Here is a 17,775-nt window from a genome sequence, read left to right on the forward strand (position 1 = left end):
TCGGCTAATTATTTATGTTGTTTGTTGGAAGTGTTGTGTACTTTTTGGGCTGGAATGTATCGGGGTATTGCCATGCACCTATTGTCCAATTTGGTTTTGGATGAAATACCATGATGGGTATATTGAGGGCGTAAAAAAGGGCAGCCTCGCTGCCCTTTTTGTAGGTGTGATCTGGATTACTTATACTTTCTTGCTTTCAATGGCGAGTCGAATCTCGTCCATATGATGTTCCAGATAATGAATACTTGTACCACCTTTGCCAAATGCCTTATCGAGCAAGAGTTGCTGGTGCAAGGGGATGTTGGTCTTGATACCTTCAACCACCATTTCCGATAAGGCAATTCGCATCCGAGCCATCGCCTGCTCGCGAGTATCACCATAAGTGATGATTTTACCGATCATGCTGTCGTAGGTTGGCGGAATGGTGTAGCCCTGATACACATGCGAATCTACCCGCACGCCTGGACCACCTGGCATGTGCCAAGTTGTCACCTTGCCTGGACTCGGAATAAATTTAACCGCATCTTCGGCATTAATCCGGCATTCAAATGAATGGCCTTTGAGTTTGACATCGTCTTGCGTGTAGCGCAGTGGCAAGCCTGCTGCAACGCGGATCTGTTCTTGCACGATGTCGATGCCAGTGATCATTTCGGTCACTGGGTGCTCAACCTGAACGCGGGTGTTCATTTCAATGAAATAGAACTCGCCATTTTCGTACAGGAACTCAAACGTTCCCGCGCCACGGTAACCGATCAATTGGCAGGCTGCTACGCAAGCTTCGCCAATTTTTTTGCGCTGTTCAGCCGTGACACCGGGTGCAGGGGCTTCTTCGATCACTTTCTGGTGACGACGTTGCATCGAGCAATCGCGTTCACCTAAATAGATCGCGTTACCGTGCTGGTCAGCCAAAATTTGGATTTCAATATGACGTGGCGTCTGCAGGAATTTTTCCATGTAAACCATGGGATTGCCAAAGAATGAATTGGCTTCTTGCTTCGTCAGCGCCACAGAGGAGAGCAGATCTTCTTCGGCATGAACGACGCGCATACCACGACCGCCACCGCCGCCAGCGGCTTTGATGATCACGGGATAGCCCACTTCACGACCGAGTTTTAAGATTTCTTCTTCATCATCAGGCAGGGCGCCGTCAGAGCCAGGTACACACGGTACGCCAGCTTTTTTCATGGCGTCTTTAGCGGCAACCTTGTCGCCCATAATGCGGATCGATTCGGGTTTTGGGCCGATAAATACAAAGCCAGATTCTTCAACGCGTTGCGCAAAATCAGCATTTTCAGACAAAAAGCCATAACCCGGGTGGATCGCTTGCGCTTCGGTCACTTCTGCTGCGGCAATCAGTGCGGGTACATTTAAGTAGCTTAATGCTGAAGGATTTGGGCCGATGCAGACTGATTCATCGGCTAATTTAACGTATTTGGCTTCACGGTCGATTTCGGAGTGAACCACGACGGTTTTGATACCCATTTCACGGCAGGCGCGCAAAATGCGTAAGGCAATTTCGCCTCGATTGGCGATGAGTACTTTATCAAACATATACAAACTCCGTGGGGAGTGAGGTTTAGGTGTGAGGCAGGGGTTTCACCGCCAAGCTCACACCTCACGCTGCACAGAATTAGCCAATAATAAACATCGGTTCGCCGTATTCAACAGGCTGACCGTTTTCAACCAAGATCGCTTTGATCACGCCAGAATGTTCGGCTTCAATTTCATTGAGCAATTTCATGGCTTCGATAATGCACAGCGTGTCACCTGCGTTGACGGTTTGACCCACTTCAACAAATGATTTTGCGCCTGGGCTGGCCGAGCGATAGAAAGTACCCACCATCGGTGATTTTTGCGTTTGGCCATCAACCACTGGAGCGGCGGCCGCAACTGGCGCTGCCGCAGGAGCTACTGCAGCTGGCGCAGGCGCAGCGGCAGGAATGTGATATTGCATAGGTGCTTGCATGAAGCCTTGATTGGCTACGCTGCGAGTAATGCGAACTTTTTCTTCACCCTCGGTGACTTCAAGTTCAGCGATGCCGGACTCTTCTACCAAGTCGATGAGTTTTTTAAGTTTACGCAGATCCATTTATGCAATCCTCTCTGTTAAAGTTGGAATGACTAAGCTCTTTGCGAGCTATCGTTGTTATGAGTTTATTGGGCTTTTAGCTTATTAATCGCGAAATTAAGCGCATATTCATAGCCTTGCGCACCCAAGCCACAAATCACGCCAGTGGCGAGATCGGAGAAATAGGAGTGATGCCGAAACGCCTCACGGGCGTGAACATTCGACAAATGTACTTCGACAAACGGGATTTTTACGCCAGCAAGTGCATCACGTAACGCAACGCTGGTATGAGTAAATGCAGCCGGATTGATCACGATATACGCAATCTGTTCTTGGTAGGCCGCATGAATGCGTTCAATCAGTTCATATTCGCGGTTCGATTGAAAAGTAATGACTTCAACCTGTTGGGCTGCGCCTTGAGCGATCAAATTCTGATTGATTGCATCAAGCGTCGTATTGCCATAGTGCTGCGGCTCGCGCAGCCCTAGCAAGTTCAAATTGGGGCCGTGCAGAACCAGGATTTTGTCGTTGAACGACATAAAGCAATCCTTGTATTCCCTGTGAATCGTCGGAGTTTGCCGCAACTTCGGCGAACTTGTCCAGAAAAAGCACAGAAAATATTTTTATTTCTACCGGCTTACAAGCGGAACTTTTCTTGAAATAATTTGTTACATCAGTATTGGCGCGGGTTACATGGGCGTTTGCTGATATAATTTGCGAAATTTTATGCTTGCCTTACAAGAGTCGTGTTGCGATGTTGATTTCTGATTTTGACTACCATTTGCCTGAACACCTGATTGCCCAGTTTCCGCCTGCAGTGCGGGGAACAAGCCGATTATTGCATGTAAATGGCGCGCAACTGGCCGATCATCACTTTACTGAATTACCGCAATTATTACGCGCGGGTGATGTTTTAGTGTTTAACGACACCAAGGTGATTAAAGCGCGTTTATTCGGTGAAAAGGCCAGTGGCGGCAAAATTGAAGCATTGATTGAACGCGTTCTCGATCAGCATCAAGCCTTGGCGCATATTAAAGCCTCTAAAGCCCCCAAACCTGGTTCGATCTTGCATTTTCAGGGTGGCTTTTGCGCAGAGATGACTGCACGGCAAGGCGATTTATTTAAGCTTGATTTTTCTGCTGCTCATCCAGATTTGACCGTGCTCGATATTTTGGAGCAATCTGGCCTCTTACCCCTGCCGCCTTATATTACGCATGTACCCGATGATGAAGATGCAAAGCGGTATCAAACGGTGTATGCCCGTGATCCGGGGGCGGTTGCTGCGCCAACAGCAGGGCTGCATTTTACCGACGAGTTATTAATACAGTTGCAGCAGATGGGGGTCAAAACTCATTTTCTGACCTTGCATGTGGGAGCGGGCACATTTATGCCCGTGCGCGTCGATGATATTGCCGAGCATGTGATGCACCATGAACGTTATCGTATTCCGGTTGAAACGCAGGAAGCCGTGAAAGCGGCTAAAGCGCAGGGGCATCGCGTGATTGCAGTGGGTACGACTTCGATGCGAGCGTTGGAAGCCTCTTCGCAAAATGGCTTTTTGGCTGAGCCAGAAGGCGATACCGATATTTTTATTACCCCAGGCTATGAATTTAAGGTTGTGGATCGGTTAGTGACTAATTTTCACCTCCCTAAATCAACCCTGTTGATGCTGGTCGCCGCCTTTGCTGGGCAGGAAAATATGCGTGCTGCATATGAATATGCAGTTCGTAATGAATATCGCTTTTTTAGCTATGGCGACTCAATGTTGCTTGAGCCGAAAGTGATGCGCTAGGGGACGCGCTAAGGTATTGCACGCCAGCGGGCGAAGATTTTTTTATCTTCGCCTTTTTTTTGTAGTTCGCTTAAACCTTGATCCAATGATTTGGCCCACTGCTTAGCTTGTGCTGACTTTGGGTTGAAGGCGACATACAAAGGCAATTGATCCACTTCCCCCCAATCCACAATCTCTGCTCGCTCACTTGGACTGATTTGCCGACTTAAGGTCTCTAATGTCCCCTCCGACAGTAGCATGAAGTCGATTTTTCCTGCGGCCAATTGCCTGAAGTTGGCCAGCTCGCTATTGGATTCGATTTTAATTAATCCGTGCTGCTTGAGTAATTCATCGGGGTACTCATAGCCCGTGGTAATCCCAAACCTTTTCCCCGCTACCGCGCTGTAATCGGCAGGTTCAGGCTCAATGTGTTTATTGGCAATTAAATGTAGTTTCATCACCATGAATGGCAGTTGTGGCCAAAGAAACTGAGGTGCGCGTTCAGCATTTTTTGCAATATCCAGTACTGCATCATATTGCCCTGCGAGGGTCAGTTTCAGGCAGCGGTTGTAGCTACCGCTTTCAAATTGGGTATCAATGTGCTGAGAAGCCAGCGCAGCCTGGATGAGCTCTACCGATGCGCCAGTGGGTTTGTTTTTATGCGAAAAAGAAAAGGGTTGCCACTCATTTTCTGCGCAAATGCGGATCAGCTCATTGGCATAGCAGCCTAGCGAGCTCGCGGCGAGTAGTAGGGGTAAGATGATCCGCATTCCCTTTATCCTTAAATCCCTGAATATTGCAGGGGTATTTCATTTAGCAGCATAGAATAAGAAAGTTACGGATTCCTAATATTTTGTTTTTATTGCGCAATATTCAACTTGCCAGAGTAGGGCTGCGCCGTTAATCTTGCCGCCTCGCGCTGGACTGTGTATCTGGCTGCTATTTTCAGGAAATCTCATGCAATTCGAACTTAAAACGACCAGTGCCGGTGCTCGCCGTGGCACTTTGACGCTAAATCACGGCATCGTGCAAACCCCCGTGTTTATGCCCGTCGGCACCTACGGCACGGTCAAGGCGATGACGCCTCGTGATCTGAACGACATTAAAGCGCAGATTATTCTCGGTAATACTTTTCATTTGTGGCTGCGCCCGGGTTTGGAAGTAATCGAGCAATTTGGCGGCTTGCATCAATTTATGGGCTGGGATAAGCCCATGTTGACTGACTCAGGTGGTTTCCAAGTGTTTAGCTTGGGCGCAATGCGCAAAATCACCGAAGAAGGTGTCAAATTTCAAAGCCCAATCAATGGCGATAAATTGTTTTTGACGCCTGAAGAATCAATGCGTATTCAAAAAGTGCTCAATTCCGACGTCGTGATGATTTTTGACGAATGCACGCCGTATCCAGCCGACCATAAAACCGCCGCTGAATCGATGCGCCTGAGCTTGCGTTGGGCAAAACGTTCGAAAGATGAATTTACCAAGCTAGAAAATCCGAACGCCTTGTTTGGGATTGTGCAAGGCGGTATGCACGAAGACTTGCGCAATGAATCTTTGGCAGGTTTGAACGAACTCGATTTTCACGGTATGGCGATTGGCGGTTTGTCAGTGGGCGAGCCCAAAGAAGAAATGGAGCGCATTCTGGCGCATACCGCGCCGCAATTGCCGGTGAATAAGCCGCGCTATTTGATGGGCGTTGGTACGCCGGAAGACTTGGTCTACGGTGTATCGCAAGGCATCGATATGTTTGACTGCGTCATGCCAACGCGCAATGCGCGCAATGGCATGCTGTTTACGCGGTATGGCAATGTCAAAATCAAAAATGCGCATTACAAAAAAGACACTCGCCCGCTTGATGAAAGCTGCGATTGCTACGCATGCCGCAACTTTAGCCGCGCCTATCTGCACCATTTATTCCGCAGCCAGGAGATTCTGAGCTCGCAACTCAATACGATTCATAACCTGCATTACTATCAGGTGTTGATGCAAGAAATGCGCGATGCGATTGAAGCTGATCAATTCCCGCAATTCGTAGCCAAATTCAATGCCGATCGTGCGCGTGGCGTGGATTGATTTGAGCTTTGTTTGAATAAAAACAGCGACCAATGGTCGCTGTTTTGTTTTGTATTCAACTTTTGATTAGCCACCCGCTAATTTCACTTTCCAGCGGTCTTGTAGTTTTTTTGCGATTAACTCCCGATGGTCGCCCTGTATTTCGATAGCCCCATCTTTAACAGTTCCCCCTGTACCACAGAGCGCCTTTAGCTCTTTAGCCAACTGAGCCAGTTCCATTGCTTCAATCGGTACACCCGCAACTACGGTCACCGCTTTGCCATTGCGGCCTTTGGTTTCGCGAGTAATTCGCACAATGCCATCGCCACGCGGTAGCGCCGTGGCCATTTTGCATTGGCATTGACTCATCGCTTGCTGGCAAGTGGGGCACATTCGCCCATGTTCGGTGGAGTAAACCAGCCCACCTTGATTTGATTTTTTCACTGATAAACTCATTCAATTACGCTATGTTCAGGCAGTGTAACGAGAAAATATCCAAAATGCCCATCGTTGAATTTATCCAGCCACACTGTGAGCCGATCTTAGTCGAAGTAGCCGCAGGCACGTTCTTGATCGATGTGGTTCGCCCTTTGGTGCGTGAAGGGCGTCTGGCGATGGCATGGCGTTGCGGGCAGGGTACGTGCGGGGCGTGTCAGGTGTACTGCGAACACGCACAAAGCGGGCGCTGGATCACCATTAGCAGCAAGGAGCGCAATGTCTTAATCCGCCATGCCGCCCAGCCGCTCAATATGACCTTAGATCTCTGCGATACGCCCAGACAAGTGCGGTTGGCCTGCCATTTGCTGATTGAATACGATTGCCAGATTCGCGTTAAAACCTAAGTCAGATTGAAAATTCCGGGCAGCTGAGATCAGGGGGCTGCTGTACGGTACGACCTTGTTTCATTTGATACATCCGACCATCTGCAATGCGAACCAGCTCATGGCAATGCGGGCTATCGTGCGGAAAACTGGCGTAACCAATACTGGCCGAGATCGATATCTGTTTACCATGCCACACGATAGCTTGCTGCATTTTTGCTTCGATTTGCATGCATAAGCTTTGATAGCGAGTCTCTTCACTCAGCCCAAAAATGAGCATGGCAAATTCATCACCGCCCCAGCGGGCCACTAAATCTTGACTGCGTACGCACTGTCTTAACCGTGTGCCTATTTCTTTCAAAATAGCATCACCTGCTAAGTGGCCATATTGATCGTTGATTGGCTTAAAGCCGTTGAGATCAAGATAAATCAGCGTAAAGGGCTCGTTTCTTTGGGCTGCTTGCGCCATGCGGCGGTCAAAACTTTGCCGATTGGAGCAATGAGTGAGGGCATCACACGTTGCCCAACGCGTGAGCAGTATGCGATGGCGTCGCGCTTCCAGGCTACGTAGCCGTTCACTGTGTTGCCAACGAAGCGCGAGCATCATCACGCCGCCCAGTAATATGGCTAGCGCCAACGGAATCGGGCCTTGCCAGCTACTCCAGCCCAATTGCTGTTCGGTGACTAGCTCAAAAGGTTGTGAGTCCGATGGAATACGCGAGCGTAGAGTGATTTTGGGAAACAGCAGTGTATCAAGCCGGTTCAGTGTCACATTTTTTACTTCAAATAACGCTTGATGTGGGGCGGAGGCATGCTGCATGCGCACTAGCCAACCCTCAGGCAATTCAGCCAGATTGGGCTGTAGTGAGCTGGCTTTAATGACGAGCCCGACATAGCTGGGCCAACTATTGTCGCTATGATTGATGTAATACGTTGGTAGCGTCATGCCATAAGCAATATCGCCTTCGATAAGACGAAATGGAGGCGTGCTGTAGGGGCGAGCATTGCCACCTGATTTTTCGCGGTTGGAGCGTAAAAAGTTGACGGCATCGATATCCAATCCCAATACATTGAGTGCGCTGGGAGGAAGCGGCTCCATAAAGGTGATCGGATAGTGAAAATCACGATATTTCAAGGGCAGATTACTGCGTTTACCATCGTAATCAAAGTCGTGAACCTGAAAATTGGGGTTGATACTACTGCGTATTTTTACTTCAAGATCATTGATTTGATCGTGCGGCACCCGCTGCATGATTTGCAGGCAATAGACATGTGGATTGCGTTTGATCAGCAGACGAGCGAAATCGCGCGTAGCCTCTTCGCTGGTATCGACCACTTGCGATTGAAATGCGGCAAAACTTTCGAGTGTGGTATCTGCTTCGGCTTGCAGGCGCGCTATTTTTTCACTGATTTCGTGATGTTCTTGCGCATGGGTAATGCGCTGGTCTTGCCACCAATACAAGGTGTAGAGGCTATACACACCAAGCGCTAAAGTGAGGCAGTAGCCGATGATTTTCAGGCGCTTTATTCGGTGCGGGGACATGGTGATGCGCGTTCCAAGGTTATCTTTCTTTCAATGTAACCTAACAAATGTTTATTTAGAAGTATTTGCTAATTTCATCGCCGCTCTAATGGTGGACAAGTGTCAGTTAGAGCGCCGTGAAATCGTGCATAGGCAAAGCCGTTGAGCCGCTTTAAGATGTGGAATCGTGAGCCCAGGTGGCGAGATTGAAGATGAATATTGAACGTGCACAACAAATCTACCGCGACTGGAATAGCCCGCTGCTGAGGCAGTTTTTCTGGTACTTGATTATTCCGGCCACCGTAGAAGTGCAGCGACACGATCCGGTGCATTTTAATTACGGCCCGCCCAATCGCCTGCCTTTTCGTTATCGCTATTTGTTTCAACTGCTCGCGACGATGGCCATGTTAGTGGGCTTGGCCTCGTTGAACCCCATGCTGGCTTGGCAAGGGATGTGGGCGTTAAAGCTGTATCTGATTTACGCAAGTGTGGTGAACGGCGTGTGGGTCCTGGCGTATTGGTCGATGAAAATGCCACGCTCTGTTGCGCCAAAAGAACGTGGCTAATTTGAGAGTCAAATGGGTATAGCGCTGCAAATATTATTGGCCAATGATTTTAGCTGTATACCCATGCATAATGATTAAACCCCGTACTGTTTAAACCAAGCCAGCATGGTTTTCCAGCCGTCCTGCGCCGCAGCGGCGTGATAACTTGGGCGGTAGTCGGCATTAAAACCATGCGCGGCGTCTTCATACACCATTAAATTAAACGGCTGGCGCTGGCGTTTTAAGGCCGCGAGCATTTGTGCTACGGATTCTTGGCTAATGCCTTGGTCTTTCCCGCCGTATAAACCCAAGACTGGTGATTTGAGTTGCGATGCAATATCAATTGGGTTGCGTGGGAAATTGGCGTTGGTGTCGCCGGTGAGGCGGCCATACCAAGCTGCGCTGGCTTTGACATTGGGGTTGTGCGCGGCGTACAGCCACGTAATTCGGCCGCCCCAGCAAAAGCCCGTTACCGCCAAACGTTGTTGGTCGCCGCCATGTGCAGCAGCCCATTGGGCGGTCGCGTCCAGATCGCTCATCACTTGCGCATCGGGTACTTTCATGACCAATTCTTTGATCAGCGTGTTGATGTCACTTATTTGGCGTGGATCGCCTTGGCGGTAGTACAGCTCAGGCGCAATCGCCAAATAGCCCTGTTTGGCTAAGCGACGGCAGATATCCTGAATATGTTCATGTACGCCAAAGATTTCCTGGATCACGATGACCGTCGGCAATGCCCCACTGGCATTCGCGGGCTTGGCGAGATACGCGGGCATCTCGCCAATGCGGATCGATTCGGTCGTTAGCCCTGTGCTATCGGTTTGAATGGTTGAGGCGGCAACAGGCTGGACGGCCAGCGCAAAGCCGGTGAGCAGGGTGGTTTTAAGAAAATCGCGACGGCTGGGCTGATTCATGCTGGCTTCCTTGATGATTAGGCGGGGCGCTTCAATACGATAGCAAATGGTGCGCGACTTGCGGATGAAATATGCGCTTAGCCCTTATTTTATTCACCTGCATGCGCAGTATTGCGATTTGGTAAGCAGAAACAATGTGTTAAGGTGCATTCCTTCACGCACAATCAATCCCATTTGGTATGTCACGTTTCCACCGCTCGACCCTAAACCGCGCCCAATGCATCGGCGCTCTGCTGTTTTGTGTGCTGTTGCCCAGCAGTTGGGGCGCAAAAATCGCGCTCGATGTCGGTCACAACCTGACCGCGACGGGCACAACCAGCGCTTTTGGCGAAACCGAGTTTAGCTACAATTTGGCCATTGTTGAGGTGGTCGCCAAGCGGCTGCGCGAAGCGGGGCATCAAGTCACGGTGATCGGCGCGGATGGGCAAATGCTGGATCTGAAGCCGCGCGCGAATGCGGCGATTGGGCATGATTTATTTATTTCATTTCATCATGATTCAGCGCGGGAAGAATACCTCGACGAATGGATTTGGAAAGATCAGCCGTATAAAATCACCCGCCAATTCCAAGGCTATTCGCTATTTGTATTTAGCGCTGATCCGCAATATGCCAATACCACCACGGCCATGTCGCCCAGCAACCCGCTGGCTGGCGTGGGGGCGCAATGGAAAACCAGCCTGGCCTGTGCCAGCCGATTAGGCAATGAATTACTCAAAGCGGGGCTGAAGCCCACGCTACATCATGCCCACGGTGTGGCGGGAGAAAATCGCGTCGTATTGGATGAATCGCGCGGGATTTACGAAGCCAATTTTGCGGTGCTGCGCCACAACAGTGTGCCCGCTATTTTGTTTGAGGGTGGGGTGCTGCCCAATCCGGAAGAAGCATTGCGGCTGAAAGAGCCTGCTCATCGCGCTAAAGTCGCTAACGCGGTACTCAAAAGTCTGGATTGTTTGCCACCTGTGGCAGTGTTATCCAAAAAATAATCCTATCTATGGGTATCTGTTTCTAGGTCAATTATGTATTGGTCTTGATTAAGATACCCTATTGATTTACGTTCATCTTAATTTGAGAATTCATGTCAGAACGTCGTTATCCGCCCAAAAAAGAAGACATCGCCTTATTTCCGCCCTTTGCCGGATTGGGGCTGTCGGCCATAACCGTGCCGATGAATGAAAGCGATTGCGCAGCTGCGCTCGCCGATTTATCGCGCCAGCCCTATCTGGGATTTGATTCCGAATCGCGCCCGATCTTTCGCGTGGGTGAAATCTCGCGCGGGCCGCATGTGGTGCAACTCACGACGCTTAGTCGCGCGTATATTTTTCAGCTTCATCGCCCGGCTTGCCGTGAGGTGTTGCTCAATATTTTAGCGAACCCAAAGCTGGTCAAAGTGGGTTTTGGTCTGTCATCCGATCGCGCTGATTTAAAGCGCAATCTGGGCGTGACGCTCGATGGGGTGTTAGATCTGAATGTGATTTTTGCGCGCGAAGGCTATACCAGCACCCTGGGCGTCAAAGGCGCGGTAGCGGTAGTCTTGCAACAAAAATTTAGCAAATCCAAGCGCGTTACCACCTCAAACTGGGCCTGCGATCGATTGCAGGATAATCAGTTGCTGTACGCCGCGAACGACGCGTATGCGGCCTTGAAAGTCTTCGCCGCGCTTGATTTACCTGCCGAGCAATTGCCCATACATTACCTGCCAGTGCGGGCTGTGGTTTAAGCGCTGGCTGGGTTTTGCGGCAAGGTTTTGATCATTGGATTGTAGGGAATCCCATGCCAGCTTTGCGGCTCGTCGCTACGTACAAAACCTAGTGTTTCATAAAAGCGCACCGCATTATTCGACGCCGAGACGCTGAGCGTATCGATCTGCGTCTCGCCCGATATTGCAGCGATGCCCGCGGCCAAAAGGGCGCGCCCCAAGCCTTGTTTCTGCCTATCGGGCTCGACAAAAAGTTGGTGAATATAGCCTTCGGGCGAGATTGAGATAAAGCCTAGCAATTGCGCATCCTGCTTGGCCGCCAGATACACAAAGCCCTTGGCTTGCAAGGTTTGCGCGGCAGCTACGGTGTTTTCGCGCAGGAAAACAATTTGCGCTTCTTCGCCCATCTCTGGAAAGAAAAATTCACGGGCACAGCGGCTGAGTAATTCAATGGCCGCCAGCAAGTCGAGCTCAGTACACGGCGAAATAGCGTAAGGTACAGTCATAGCGGGTAGATCCGTCGCGGGCAAAACGAAAGTCTAACCCTGTGAGGTGCAAACCCAGAAGTACACAAGGGGAGGGGATTAAAAGCGAACTGAAAAACTCCAGCTTTTCAGTACTTTGCGCGCCAGTTCGTCGTCTTGTAATTGATTGAGCCAAGTCGCCGATTCATCGGGCATAAAGCGCAAGATTTCTTCGGTACACCAATTTCTTTGCGCGTCATCCATATAGCCCAAGCTGTGTTTGGGGCTGGCAAAATGGCGAACGGCGATCTCCGCGTCAGAGCAATCGCACGGTGCGCAGCTTTTCTTGGCGTGGCAAGTGAGGTTGAGGTGAGAGAAAGGCGTCGTCATGAACGCCATTTTGCAAGAGAGTGCGCTACGCTGAGTCGATCTTTGTCAATTTTTCACGTTTTTTCAGCACAGATATCAGCCAAAAAAAGAGCCGTGATCCAGATGGATCGCGGCTCTGTGCTCGTGCGTGGGTAGCGCGGGCGGCTAATTATGGCGCAGTATTGAGCGGTTCAAAAGCGCCATCGGCCTTGAGCATCGTTTTGATGCCGCGTATCGCCTGCCGAATACGTGGCTCGTTTTCGATCAATGCAAAGCGCACATAATCATCGCCATAGTCGCCAAAACCGACGCCCGGGGACACCGATACTTTGGCTTCTTTGAGTAGATGCTTGGCAAATTCGATTGAGCCCATCGCCCGATAATGCTCGGGGATTTTGGCCCAAATATACATCGACGCTTTGGGTTTATCGACCATCCAGCCCGCTTCGTGCAAGCCTTTCACCAGCGCATCACGCCGATTTTGGTATTGCAGCGCGATGTCGCTCACGCATTGCTGATCACCTTCAAGCGCGGCAATTGCCGCAATTTGCAAGGGCGTGAAGGTGCCGTAATCGTGGTAGCTTTTGATTCGCGCCAGCGCCGCAACGAGATCGGGGTTCCCGACCATAAAGCCAATGCGCCAGCCTGCCATATTGTAGCTTTTCGATAGCGTGAAAAATTCGACGGCGATGTCTTTGGCGCCTGGGACTTGCATAATCGATGGCGCTTTCCAGCCATCAAATACGATGTCGGCGTAGGCCAGATCGTGCACCACAAAAATATCGTGTTTTTTGGCCAGCGCGATCACGCGCTCGAAAAAATCCAGCTCGACGCACTGCGCCGTCGGGTTGGAAGGAAAACCCAGCACCATCATTTTTGGCTTGGGGTAGCTGCCGCGAATCGCGCTTTCCAGCTCGGCAAAAAAATCAATGCCGGGCACGAGCGGCACCGAGCGTATCTGTGCACCCGCGATCACCGCGCCATAAATATGAATCGGGTAGCTGGGGTCGGGCACCAGCACCGTATCGCCGCGATCGAGCGTGGCCAACATTAAATGCGCCAAACCTTCTTTCGAGCCTATGGTGACAATCGCTTCCGAATCGGGATTGATATCAACCTGATAGCGGTTTTTATACCAGTGGCTGATGGCGCGGCGCAGGCGTGGAATGCCTTTCGAGGCCGAATAGCCGTGCGTATCGGGGCGCTGGGCGGCTTCGACGAGTTTGGCCACAATATGTGGCGGCGTAGCGCCATCGGGGTTTCCCATGCTCATGTCGATAATGTCCTCGCCACGGCGGCGGGCGGCCATTTTCAGCTCGGCAGTAATATTGAAAACATAGGGGGGAAGGCGGTCGATACGCGCGAAACGGCGTCGACCCGAGGTAGATGTACCTGATGTAGACATGAGTAATCCTAAACGTAAGCGCCCGGAACCGTCCGAGCGACGCGGGCCAGCAGGATGAGGCGGCTGACCTTGAATGCATCTTAATTGAAAGGCATATCTTCGTCTATGGCTGCTCTATTTGCTGCTAACTCGGGACGATTTTTTTGCCAAGCCAAGTGAAGTTAGGCAAGCTGCCTGCTTCTTATCTCGATGTCTGAAGGAAAAACCATGATTACGCTTGAGCAAATGGAAGAGATGTTTGCCAGTATTCGCGAAAACACCGATTGGGATTTGGCGCAGCCCTTGGTTTGGGGCTATTTTTTCACCGATAAATCGGATGAAAAACTGGCCAGCGTGATCCCTTTGCTTGAAGCGCAAGGTTATCGCTTTGTTGATTTATTCATTCCGCAGCTCGATGAAGGCGTCGAGGAGTATTTGGTGCTGCATGTGGAAAAAGAAGAAATCCACACGCCGCAATCACTGTTTGAGCGCAACCAGCAGTTTTATGACTTCGTTAGCGAGCAGCAATTGCTGAGCTACGACGGGATGGATGTTGGCCCCTTGGGCGAATAAAAAGTCGGGCGTGATTGATGGTCTTGCTGGGTATGTCTTTCAAAGCTATTTGATATTTGGTTTTGAAAGATATACCCAATGATGTATGCGATTGCTTAGTTCGCCAAACCCAGCTCTTGCACTGTCAAATGCAGCCGCAGGTCAAATTCATATTGCAGATAGTTAGGCTCCATATGCTGGCAGAGCTGGTAAAACGCTTTGTTATGCTCTTTCTCTTTCAAATGCGCCAATTCATGCACGACGATCATTTTCAAAAACTCAGGCGGCGTGTTTTTGAATAAAGTCGCAATGCGAATTTCATTTTTACTTTTCAGCTTGCCACCTTGCACGCGAGAAATCTGCGTGTGCAGGCCGAGCGCGTGATTGATGACGCTGATTTTGCTGTCAAACCCGACCTTGGAAATCGCCGCTGTATTGCGAAAATAATCGGATTTAATCTCGCTCACATACTCGTACAGCGCCTTATCGGTTTGAATGCTATGGCGCTCGGGGTATTTCTTGGCGAGCATCGGCGCGAGCTGATTTTTTTCAATCAGGCTTTGCACTTGGGCGACCAATTGCGCAGGGTAATGCGCGATGTATTTAAGTGAATTCATTACTTGTCTAGCTGGGTTTTAAGTAGCAATAAATCCTGCCAAGCCTTGGCTTTATCGGGCATATTGCGCAGTAAATACGCGGGGTGATAGCTCACCACCACTGGAGTCTGGCGATAGTGATGGATTTTGCCGCGGAGCGCCGAGATCGGTGCATCGTCATTCAACAGGCGCTGGATGGCAAATCGGCCGCTGGCAAATAGCACTTTGGGCGCAATGAGCTCAATTTGGCGCTGCAAGAAGGGCGCACATTGCGCGACTTCATCGGGCTGCGGATTGCGATTGCCCGGCGGGCGGCATTTAAGCACATTGGCGATAAAGACTTTGTCGCCGCGTTGTTGGCCGATGCTGGCCAACATATTATCGAGCAACTTGCCCGCTTTGCCGACAAAGGGCTCGCCTTGCGCATCCTCATCCGCACCTGGCGCTTCGCCGACGACCACCAACTGTGCCTGCGCGTCGCCCACGCCAAACACTGCTTGGCTGCGGGTTTCGCATAATTTGCACGCAGTACAATTTTTGACCGCCTCTTGCAGGCGCTGCCAATCCATTTGCAAAATAGCTTGCGTGCGCTCGTCGAGCTCTGCTGGCGCGGCGACCGCAACTTCAACCGGGCGCAGTGCGGCCGGCGTATTGCGTGCTTTCAACACCTGATGAATCGCTGCGGCTTCTTGCGACGGTGCTTTGGCCACTTTGCTCGGTGTGGCGGGCGCGGCTTCGATGGTTTCTTCCATCCGCTGATGCGCAGCTTGGGCGATCGGGCTGAAATTGGGGTTGGGCGCTGGCGGCGTATTTTCGATTGCAACTTGCGGCTGTGCTACATCGGCGTGTTCGGCCTCGGCCTCTAGCTGAGCCAAGACTTCATGGCGCACCCAGACGGGGTTGAGCCCCAGTTCATTGAGGATCAGCGCGCGGCGATTCATGCCTCCACCTCGTTGGCAACGAGCAGTATTTTGCCGCAAATAATCGCGTCTTCACGGCTAATGAGCTGGCCGTCTTCGGTGCGATGCTCGCAAGGGTAATAGTTTTTCCGCACGCCGTTTTCTTGCCAACCGTGTTGGCGATAAAACGCCCGCGCGCCTTGATTGCTGTGGCGCACTTCTAAAAATAACTGTTGCACACCTTCGCGCACCAAGGTTGCTTCGGCGTAGGCGAGGAGTTTCGAGCCGATATTTTGGCGCTGATACTGTGGCGCGACGGCAATCAGCAAGACTTCCGCTTCATCCAGCGTTGCCATGCAAACGATAAAACCACTTAAATGCTCGCCTTGCCACGCGCCAAAACACTCGTGCTGCTCTAGCGAATCGAGCCATTGCTTGCCAGTCCACGGATGGGGATTGGTTTCCTCATCCAGATCTGCGAGGGCGGCCACATCAGCGGCGCTCAGGCGCGAAAACGTCAGTTCATCTTGCGGCTGGCAGGCGGGCATGGCATTACTCATTTGGCGACTCGTTCATGCGTTTTAAGTGCCACTTTATCACGCAGGTAGATCAGATTCGCTTCACTAGCCGGCAGACCCTGACCGGCATCAAATTGTGACAATGCCAATTGCAACATCTCGCGCGCATGCGGTTGGCGCTCGGCGTCGATCTGGCTCAGATGCTCGCCAACGCGCGCATGCAGCGCCGCGGCATAGGTTTTGAAGCCGGTGCCAATGCCAAACCAGTCATGGCCTGTTGGGACTGGGACGTCTTCGGGATTGCACACTTGCGCTTCATGGATAGTTTTCCAGCCAGTGCCATCGCGCTCAAATGCCGCGCAATACACCTGATTCATGCGGGCATCGATACATACATAGGCACGTATTGCGCCAGAAGCCTGTGCTAGTGCTTCAAGCGTTGATATACCTACGACGGGGATATTCTGTGCATACGCCAAGCCTTGGGTAATGCCGCAGCCAATGCGTAAACCAGTGAAGGAGCCGGGGCCACTCGGGTAGGCAATGCCTGCAATGTCGTTCATTGTGAGCTGGCAATCGTTGAGCAGCTCGCGCAGATAAGGCAAGGTCAGCTCGGCGTGTTTTTGCCCCACGGGCCACTCGCGCGCGACAAGGCCAGAGTTGGTGCTGATCGCAAAAGACAGCTGTTCACTCGAGGTATCAATGGCTAAGTAGGGCATAGGGCGCGCAAATCAGGGGCAAAACGCTATTCTACCACGGCTCACGCCCCGGCTTAGTTTTGCCCAACGCTAGTTGGGTTGAGGTATTGATGGCGAATTTTATCGAGCTCGCCCGATTGCTTGAGCGTTTGGAATGCGTCTTTAAAGCGCTGAAACGCGGGCTGATTTACCTTGGGGTTAAACGCAAAATAGCAGCCGCCACCTTTGATAATGGTAAAGGCCGCTTCAAGCTGGCTGGGGTCAAAATTGAGTTGTTTGGCGGCGTAAATATGCGGCATCAACATCCCCGCCGATAGATCGAAGCGATTGGCGTACAGCATTTTGACCGAGCGAAATTCCTCAGGTGAGGTCGTATCGAGTCGATTCATATTGTAGCCCAGGCTTTGCAGCACCTGAGCCCCCGCCGCGCCACGCGCTGCGCCGGCCATGTATTTTTCGGCTTCTTTAAGCGAGTTGATTTTGATGTCGCCCCGGTTTTTCAGCTTGATAAAGACAATGTCGCAGTCATCGTAAGGGCCAACCCACAGGTACTGATTTTCCCGCTGCGGCGTGCGCACGGTGGTAAACAAGATGCTATTGGGGTCATTTTGTGCATTTTGTACCGCGCGCAGCCAAGGCTGACTTTCGCGTTTAATCACCAAGCCACTTTGCTCGATGATGCGATCTAATATTTGATTGGCCATGCCCTTGTAATTTTTCCCCTCGGTGTAGTTGTAGGGGGCAAATTCTTCGGTATAAGCATTAAGCGCCTCTGTACTAAACGCGCTATGGCTGGCCAGCAATAGCAAAAATAAGGGGAGGCGCATTCGATCATCTCTAAGCGGTATCATTCTATCTACCTTAGGCTGGTGCCTATGCTTACGCCAGCGCCATCGGATGAACGTAAGT

At 51.1% G+C, this 17,775-nt stretch carries 22 protein-coding genes; 7 read left to right on the forward strand and 15 right to left on the reverse strand.

Features of this window, described 5'->3' with window-relative positions:
* Positions 1-180: 180 nt before the first annotated feature.
* The 3 genes from accC to aroQ form a co-directional block, all read right to left on the reverse strand.
* Entirely contained in the window at positions 181-1,551 is a 1,371-nt protein-coding gene (gene accC / locus HQ393_RS01870; protein ID WP_179357176.1) for an acetyl-CoA carboxylase biotin carboxylase subunit, read from the reverse strand.
* Between the two features lie 79 nt (positions 1,552-1,630).
* Entirely contained in the window at positions 1,631-2,089 is a 459-nt protein-coding gene (gene accB, locus HQ393_RS01875; protein ID WP_179357177.1) for an acetyl-CoA carboxylase biotin carboxyl carrier protein, read from the reverse strand.
* Positions 2,090-2,154: 65 nt separating this feature from the next.
* Complete coding sequence (gene aroQ, locus HQ393_RS01880) at positions 2,155-2,607, reverse strand: type II 3-dehydroquinate dehydratase (protein ID WP_179357178.1); 453 nt, start codon at positions 2,605-2,607, stop codon at positions 2,155-2,157.
* 215 nt (positions 2,608-2,822) lie between these two features.
* Between aroQ and queA the strand changes: the two genes are divergently transcribed.
* A complete protein-coding gene (gene queA, locus HQ393_RS01885; RefSeq protein ID WP_179357179.1) occupies positions 2,823-3,860 on the forward strand; it encodes a tRNA preQ1(34) S-adenosylmethionine ribosyltransferase-isomerase QueA in 1,038 nt (345 codons plus the stop codon).
* An 8-nt stretch (positions 3,861-3,868) separates the two neighbouring features.
* On the opposite strand, the gene HQ393_RS01890 is transcribed toward queA, so the two are convergent.
* Positions 3,869-4,609, reverse strand: a complete 741-nt coding sequence (locus tag HQ393_RS01890; protein WP_179357180.1) for a substrate-binding periplasmic protein — start codon at positions 4,607-4,609, stop codon at positions 3,869-3,871.
* A gap of 187 nt (positions 4,610-4,796) precedes the next feature.
* Here HQ393_RS01890 and tgt point away from each other — a divergent pair, with 187 nt between their 5' ends.
* Positions 4,797-5,909: a tRNA guanosine(34) transglycosylase Tgt gene (tgt, locus tag HQ393_RS01895; RefSeq protein ID WP_179357181.1), complete on the forward strand. Its 1,113-nt coding sequence runs from the start codon at positions 4,797-4,799 to the stop codon at positions 5,907-5,909.
* A gap of 66 nt (positions 5,910-5,975) precedes the next feature.
* Here tgt and HQ393_RS01900 read toward each other — a convergent pair whose 3' ends face one another.
* Positions 5,976-6,332, reverse strand: coding sequence for a translation initiation factor Sui1 (locus HQ393_RS01900; RefSeq protein ID WP_246307928.1), 357 nt, complete (start codon positions 6,330-6,332; stop codon positions 5,976-5,978).
* 56 nt (positions 6,333-6,388) lie between these two features.
* Between HQ393_RS01900 and HQ393_RS01905 the strand changes: the two genes are divergently transcribed.
* Positions 6,389-6,730, forward strand: a complete 342-nt coding sequence (locus HQ393_RS01905) for a 2Fe-2S iron-sulfur cluster-binding protein (RefSeq protein ID WP_179357183.1) — start codon at positions 6,389-6,391, stop codon at positions 6,728-6,730.
* Position 6,731: 1 nt separating this feature from the next.
* On the opposite strand, the gene HQ393_RS01910 is transcribed toward HQ393_RS01905, so the two are convergent.
* Complete coding sequence (locus tag HQ393_RS01910) at positions 6,732-8,252, reverse strand: sensor domain-containing diguanylate cyclase (RefSeq protein ID WP_179357184.1); 1,521 nt, start codon at positions 8,250-8,252, stop codon at positions 6,732-6,734.
* Between the two features lie 191 nt (positions 8,253-8,443).
* Between HQ393_RS01910 and HQ393_RS01915 the strand changes: the two genes are divergently transcribed.
* Positions 8,444-8,797, forward strand: coding sequence for a hypothetical protein (locus HQ393_RS01915; RefSeq protein ID WP_179357185.1), 354 nt, complete (start codon positions 8,444-8,446; stop codon positions 8,795-8,797).
* A 74-nt stretch (positions 8,798-8,871) separates the two neighbouring features.
* Here HQ393_RS01915 and HQ393_RS01920 read toward each other — a convergent pair whose 3' ends face one another.
* The gene (locus tag HQ393_RS01920; RefSeq protein WP_179357186.1) at positions 8,872-9,690 is read right to left on the reverse strand and encodes a dienelactone hydrolase family protein; all 819 of its coding nucleotides are present in this window, start codon (positions 9,688-9,690) and stop codon (positions 8,872-8,874) included.
* Positions 9,691-9,869: 179 nt separating this feature from the next.
* On the opposite strand from HQ393_RS01920, the gene HQ393_RS01925 reads away from it, so the two are divergent.
* Positions 9,870-10,673, forward strand: a complete 804-nt coding sequence (locus HQ393_RS01925) for an N-acetylmuramoyl-L-alanine amidase (protein WP_179357187.1) — start codon at positions 9,870-9,872, stop codon at positions 10,671-10,673.
* Positions 10,674-10,765: 92 nt separating this feature from the next.
* Positions 10,766-11,407, forward strand: a complete 642-nt coding sequence (locus HQ393_RS01930) for a 3'-5' exonuclease (protein ID WP_179357188.1) — start codon at positions 10,766-10,768, stop codon at positions 11,405-11,407.
* Here HQ393_RS01930 and HQ393_RS01935 read toward each other — a convergent pair.
* The 3 genes from HQ393_RS01935 to alaC all read right to left on the reverse strand — a co-directional run bounded on the left by HQ393_RS01935 (position 11,404) and on the right by alaC (position 13,624).
* Positions 11,404-11,892 carry a GNAT family N-acetyltransferase gene (locus HQ393_RS01935; RefSeq protein WP_179357189.1) on the reverse strand — a complete coding sequence of 163 codons (489 nt, stop codon included), beginning with the start codon at positions 11,890-11,892 and terminating at the stop codon, positions 11,404-11,406. The genes HQ393_RS01930 and HQ393_RS01935 overlap by 4 nt on opposite strands.
* 78 nt (positions 11,893-11,970) lie before the next feature.
* Positions 11,971-12,240 carry a hypothetical protein gene (locus HQ393_RS01940; protein ID WP_179357190.1) on the reverse strand — a complete coding sequence of 90 codons (270 nt, stop codon included), beginning with the start codon at positions 12,238-12,240 and terminating at the stop codon, positions 11,971-11,973.
* A 148-nt stretch (positions 12,241-12,388) separates the two neighbouring features.
* The gene (alaC, locus tag HQ393_RS01945) at positions 12,389-13,624 is read right to left on the reverse strand and encodes an alanine transaminase (protein WP_179357191.1); all 1,236 of its coding nucleotides are present in this window, start codon (positions 13,622-13,624) and stop codon (positions 12,389-12,391) included.
* Positions 13,625-13,831: 207 nt separating this feature from the next.
* Between alaC and HQ393_RS01950 the strand changes: the two genes are divergently transcribed.
* Positions 13,832-14,176, forward strand: a complete 345-nt coding sequence (locus tag HQ393_RS01950; RefSeq protein ID WP_179357192.1) for a ribonuclease E inhibitor RraB — start codon at positions 13,832-13,834, stop codon at positions 14,174-14,176.
* Positions 14,177-14,271: 95 nt separating this feature from the next.
* Here the strand turns inward: HQ393_RS01950 and HQ393_RS01955 are convergent, their stop codons facing one another.
* The 5 genes from HQ393_RS01955 to HQ393_RS01975 are packed head-to-tail and all read right to left on the reverse strand — an operon-like array spanning position 14,272 to position 17,693.
* Positions 14,272-14,772: a M48 metallopeptidase family protein gene (locus tag HQ393_RS01955; RefSeq protein WP_179357193.1), complete on the reverse strand. Its 501-nt coding sequence runs from the start codon at positions 14,770-14,772 to the stop codon at positions 14,272-14,274.
* The gene (locus HQ393_RS01960; protein ID WP_179357194.1) at positions 14,772-15,692 is read right to left on the reverse strand and encodes a uracil-DNA glycosylase; all 921 of its coding nucleotides are present in this window, start codon (positions 15,690-15,692) and stop codon (positions 14,772-14,774) included. Before HQ393_RS01960 ends, HQ393_RS01955 begins: the two co-directional genes overlap by 1 nt.
* The gene (gene rimI, locus HQ393_RS01965) at positions 15,689-16,210 is read right to left on the reverse strand and encodes a ribosomal protein S18-alanine N-acetyltransferase (RefSeq protein ID WP_179357195.1); all 522 of its coding nucleotides are present in this window, start codon (positions 16,208-16,210) and stop codon (positions 15,689-15,691) included. Before rimI ends, HQ393_RS01960 begins: the two co-directional genes overlap by 4 nt.
* Positions 16,207-16,887 (reverse strand): tRNA (adenosine(37)-N6)-threonylcarbamoyltransferase complex dimerization subunit type 1 TsaB, encoded by a 681-nt coding sequence (gene tsaB / locus HQ393_RS01970; protein WP_179357196.1) that lies wholly within the window; start codon positions 16,885-16,887, stop codon positions 16,207-16,209. The genes rimI and tsaB overlap by 4 nt, the downstream gene beginning before the upstream one ends.
* Positions 16,888-16,940: 53 nt before the next feature.
* The gene (locus tag HQ393_RS01975; RefSeq protein WP_179357197.1) at positions 16,941-17,693 is read right to left on the reverse strand and encodes a substrate-binding periplasmic protein; all 753 of its coding nucleotides are present in this window, start codon (positions 17,691-17,693) and stop codon (positions 16,941-16,943) included.
* Between the last annotated feature and the right edge of the window lie 82 nt (positions 17,694-17,775).

The organism is Chitinibacter bivalviorum (assembly GCF_013403565.1).
Classification (GTDB): domain Bacteria; phylum Pseudomonadota; class Gammaproteobacteria; order Burkholderiales; family Chitinibacteraceae; genus Chitinibacter; species Chitinibacter bivalviorum.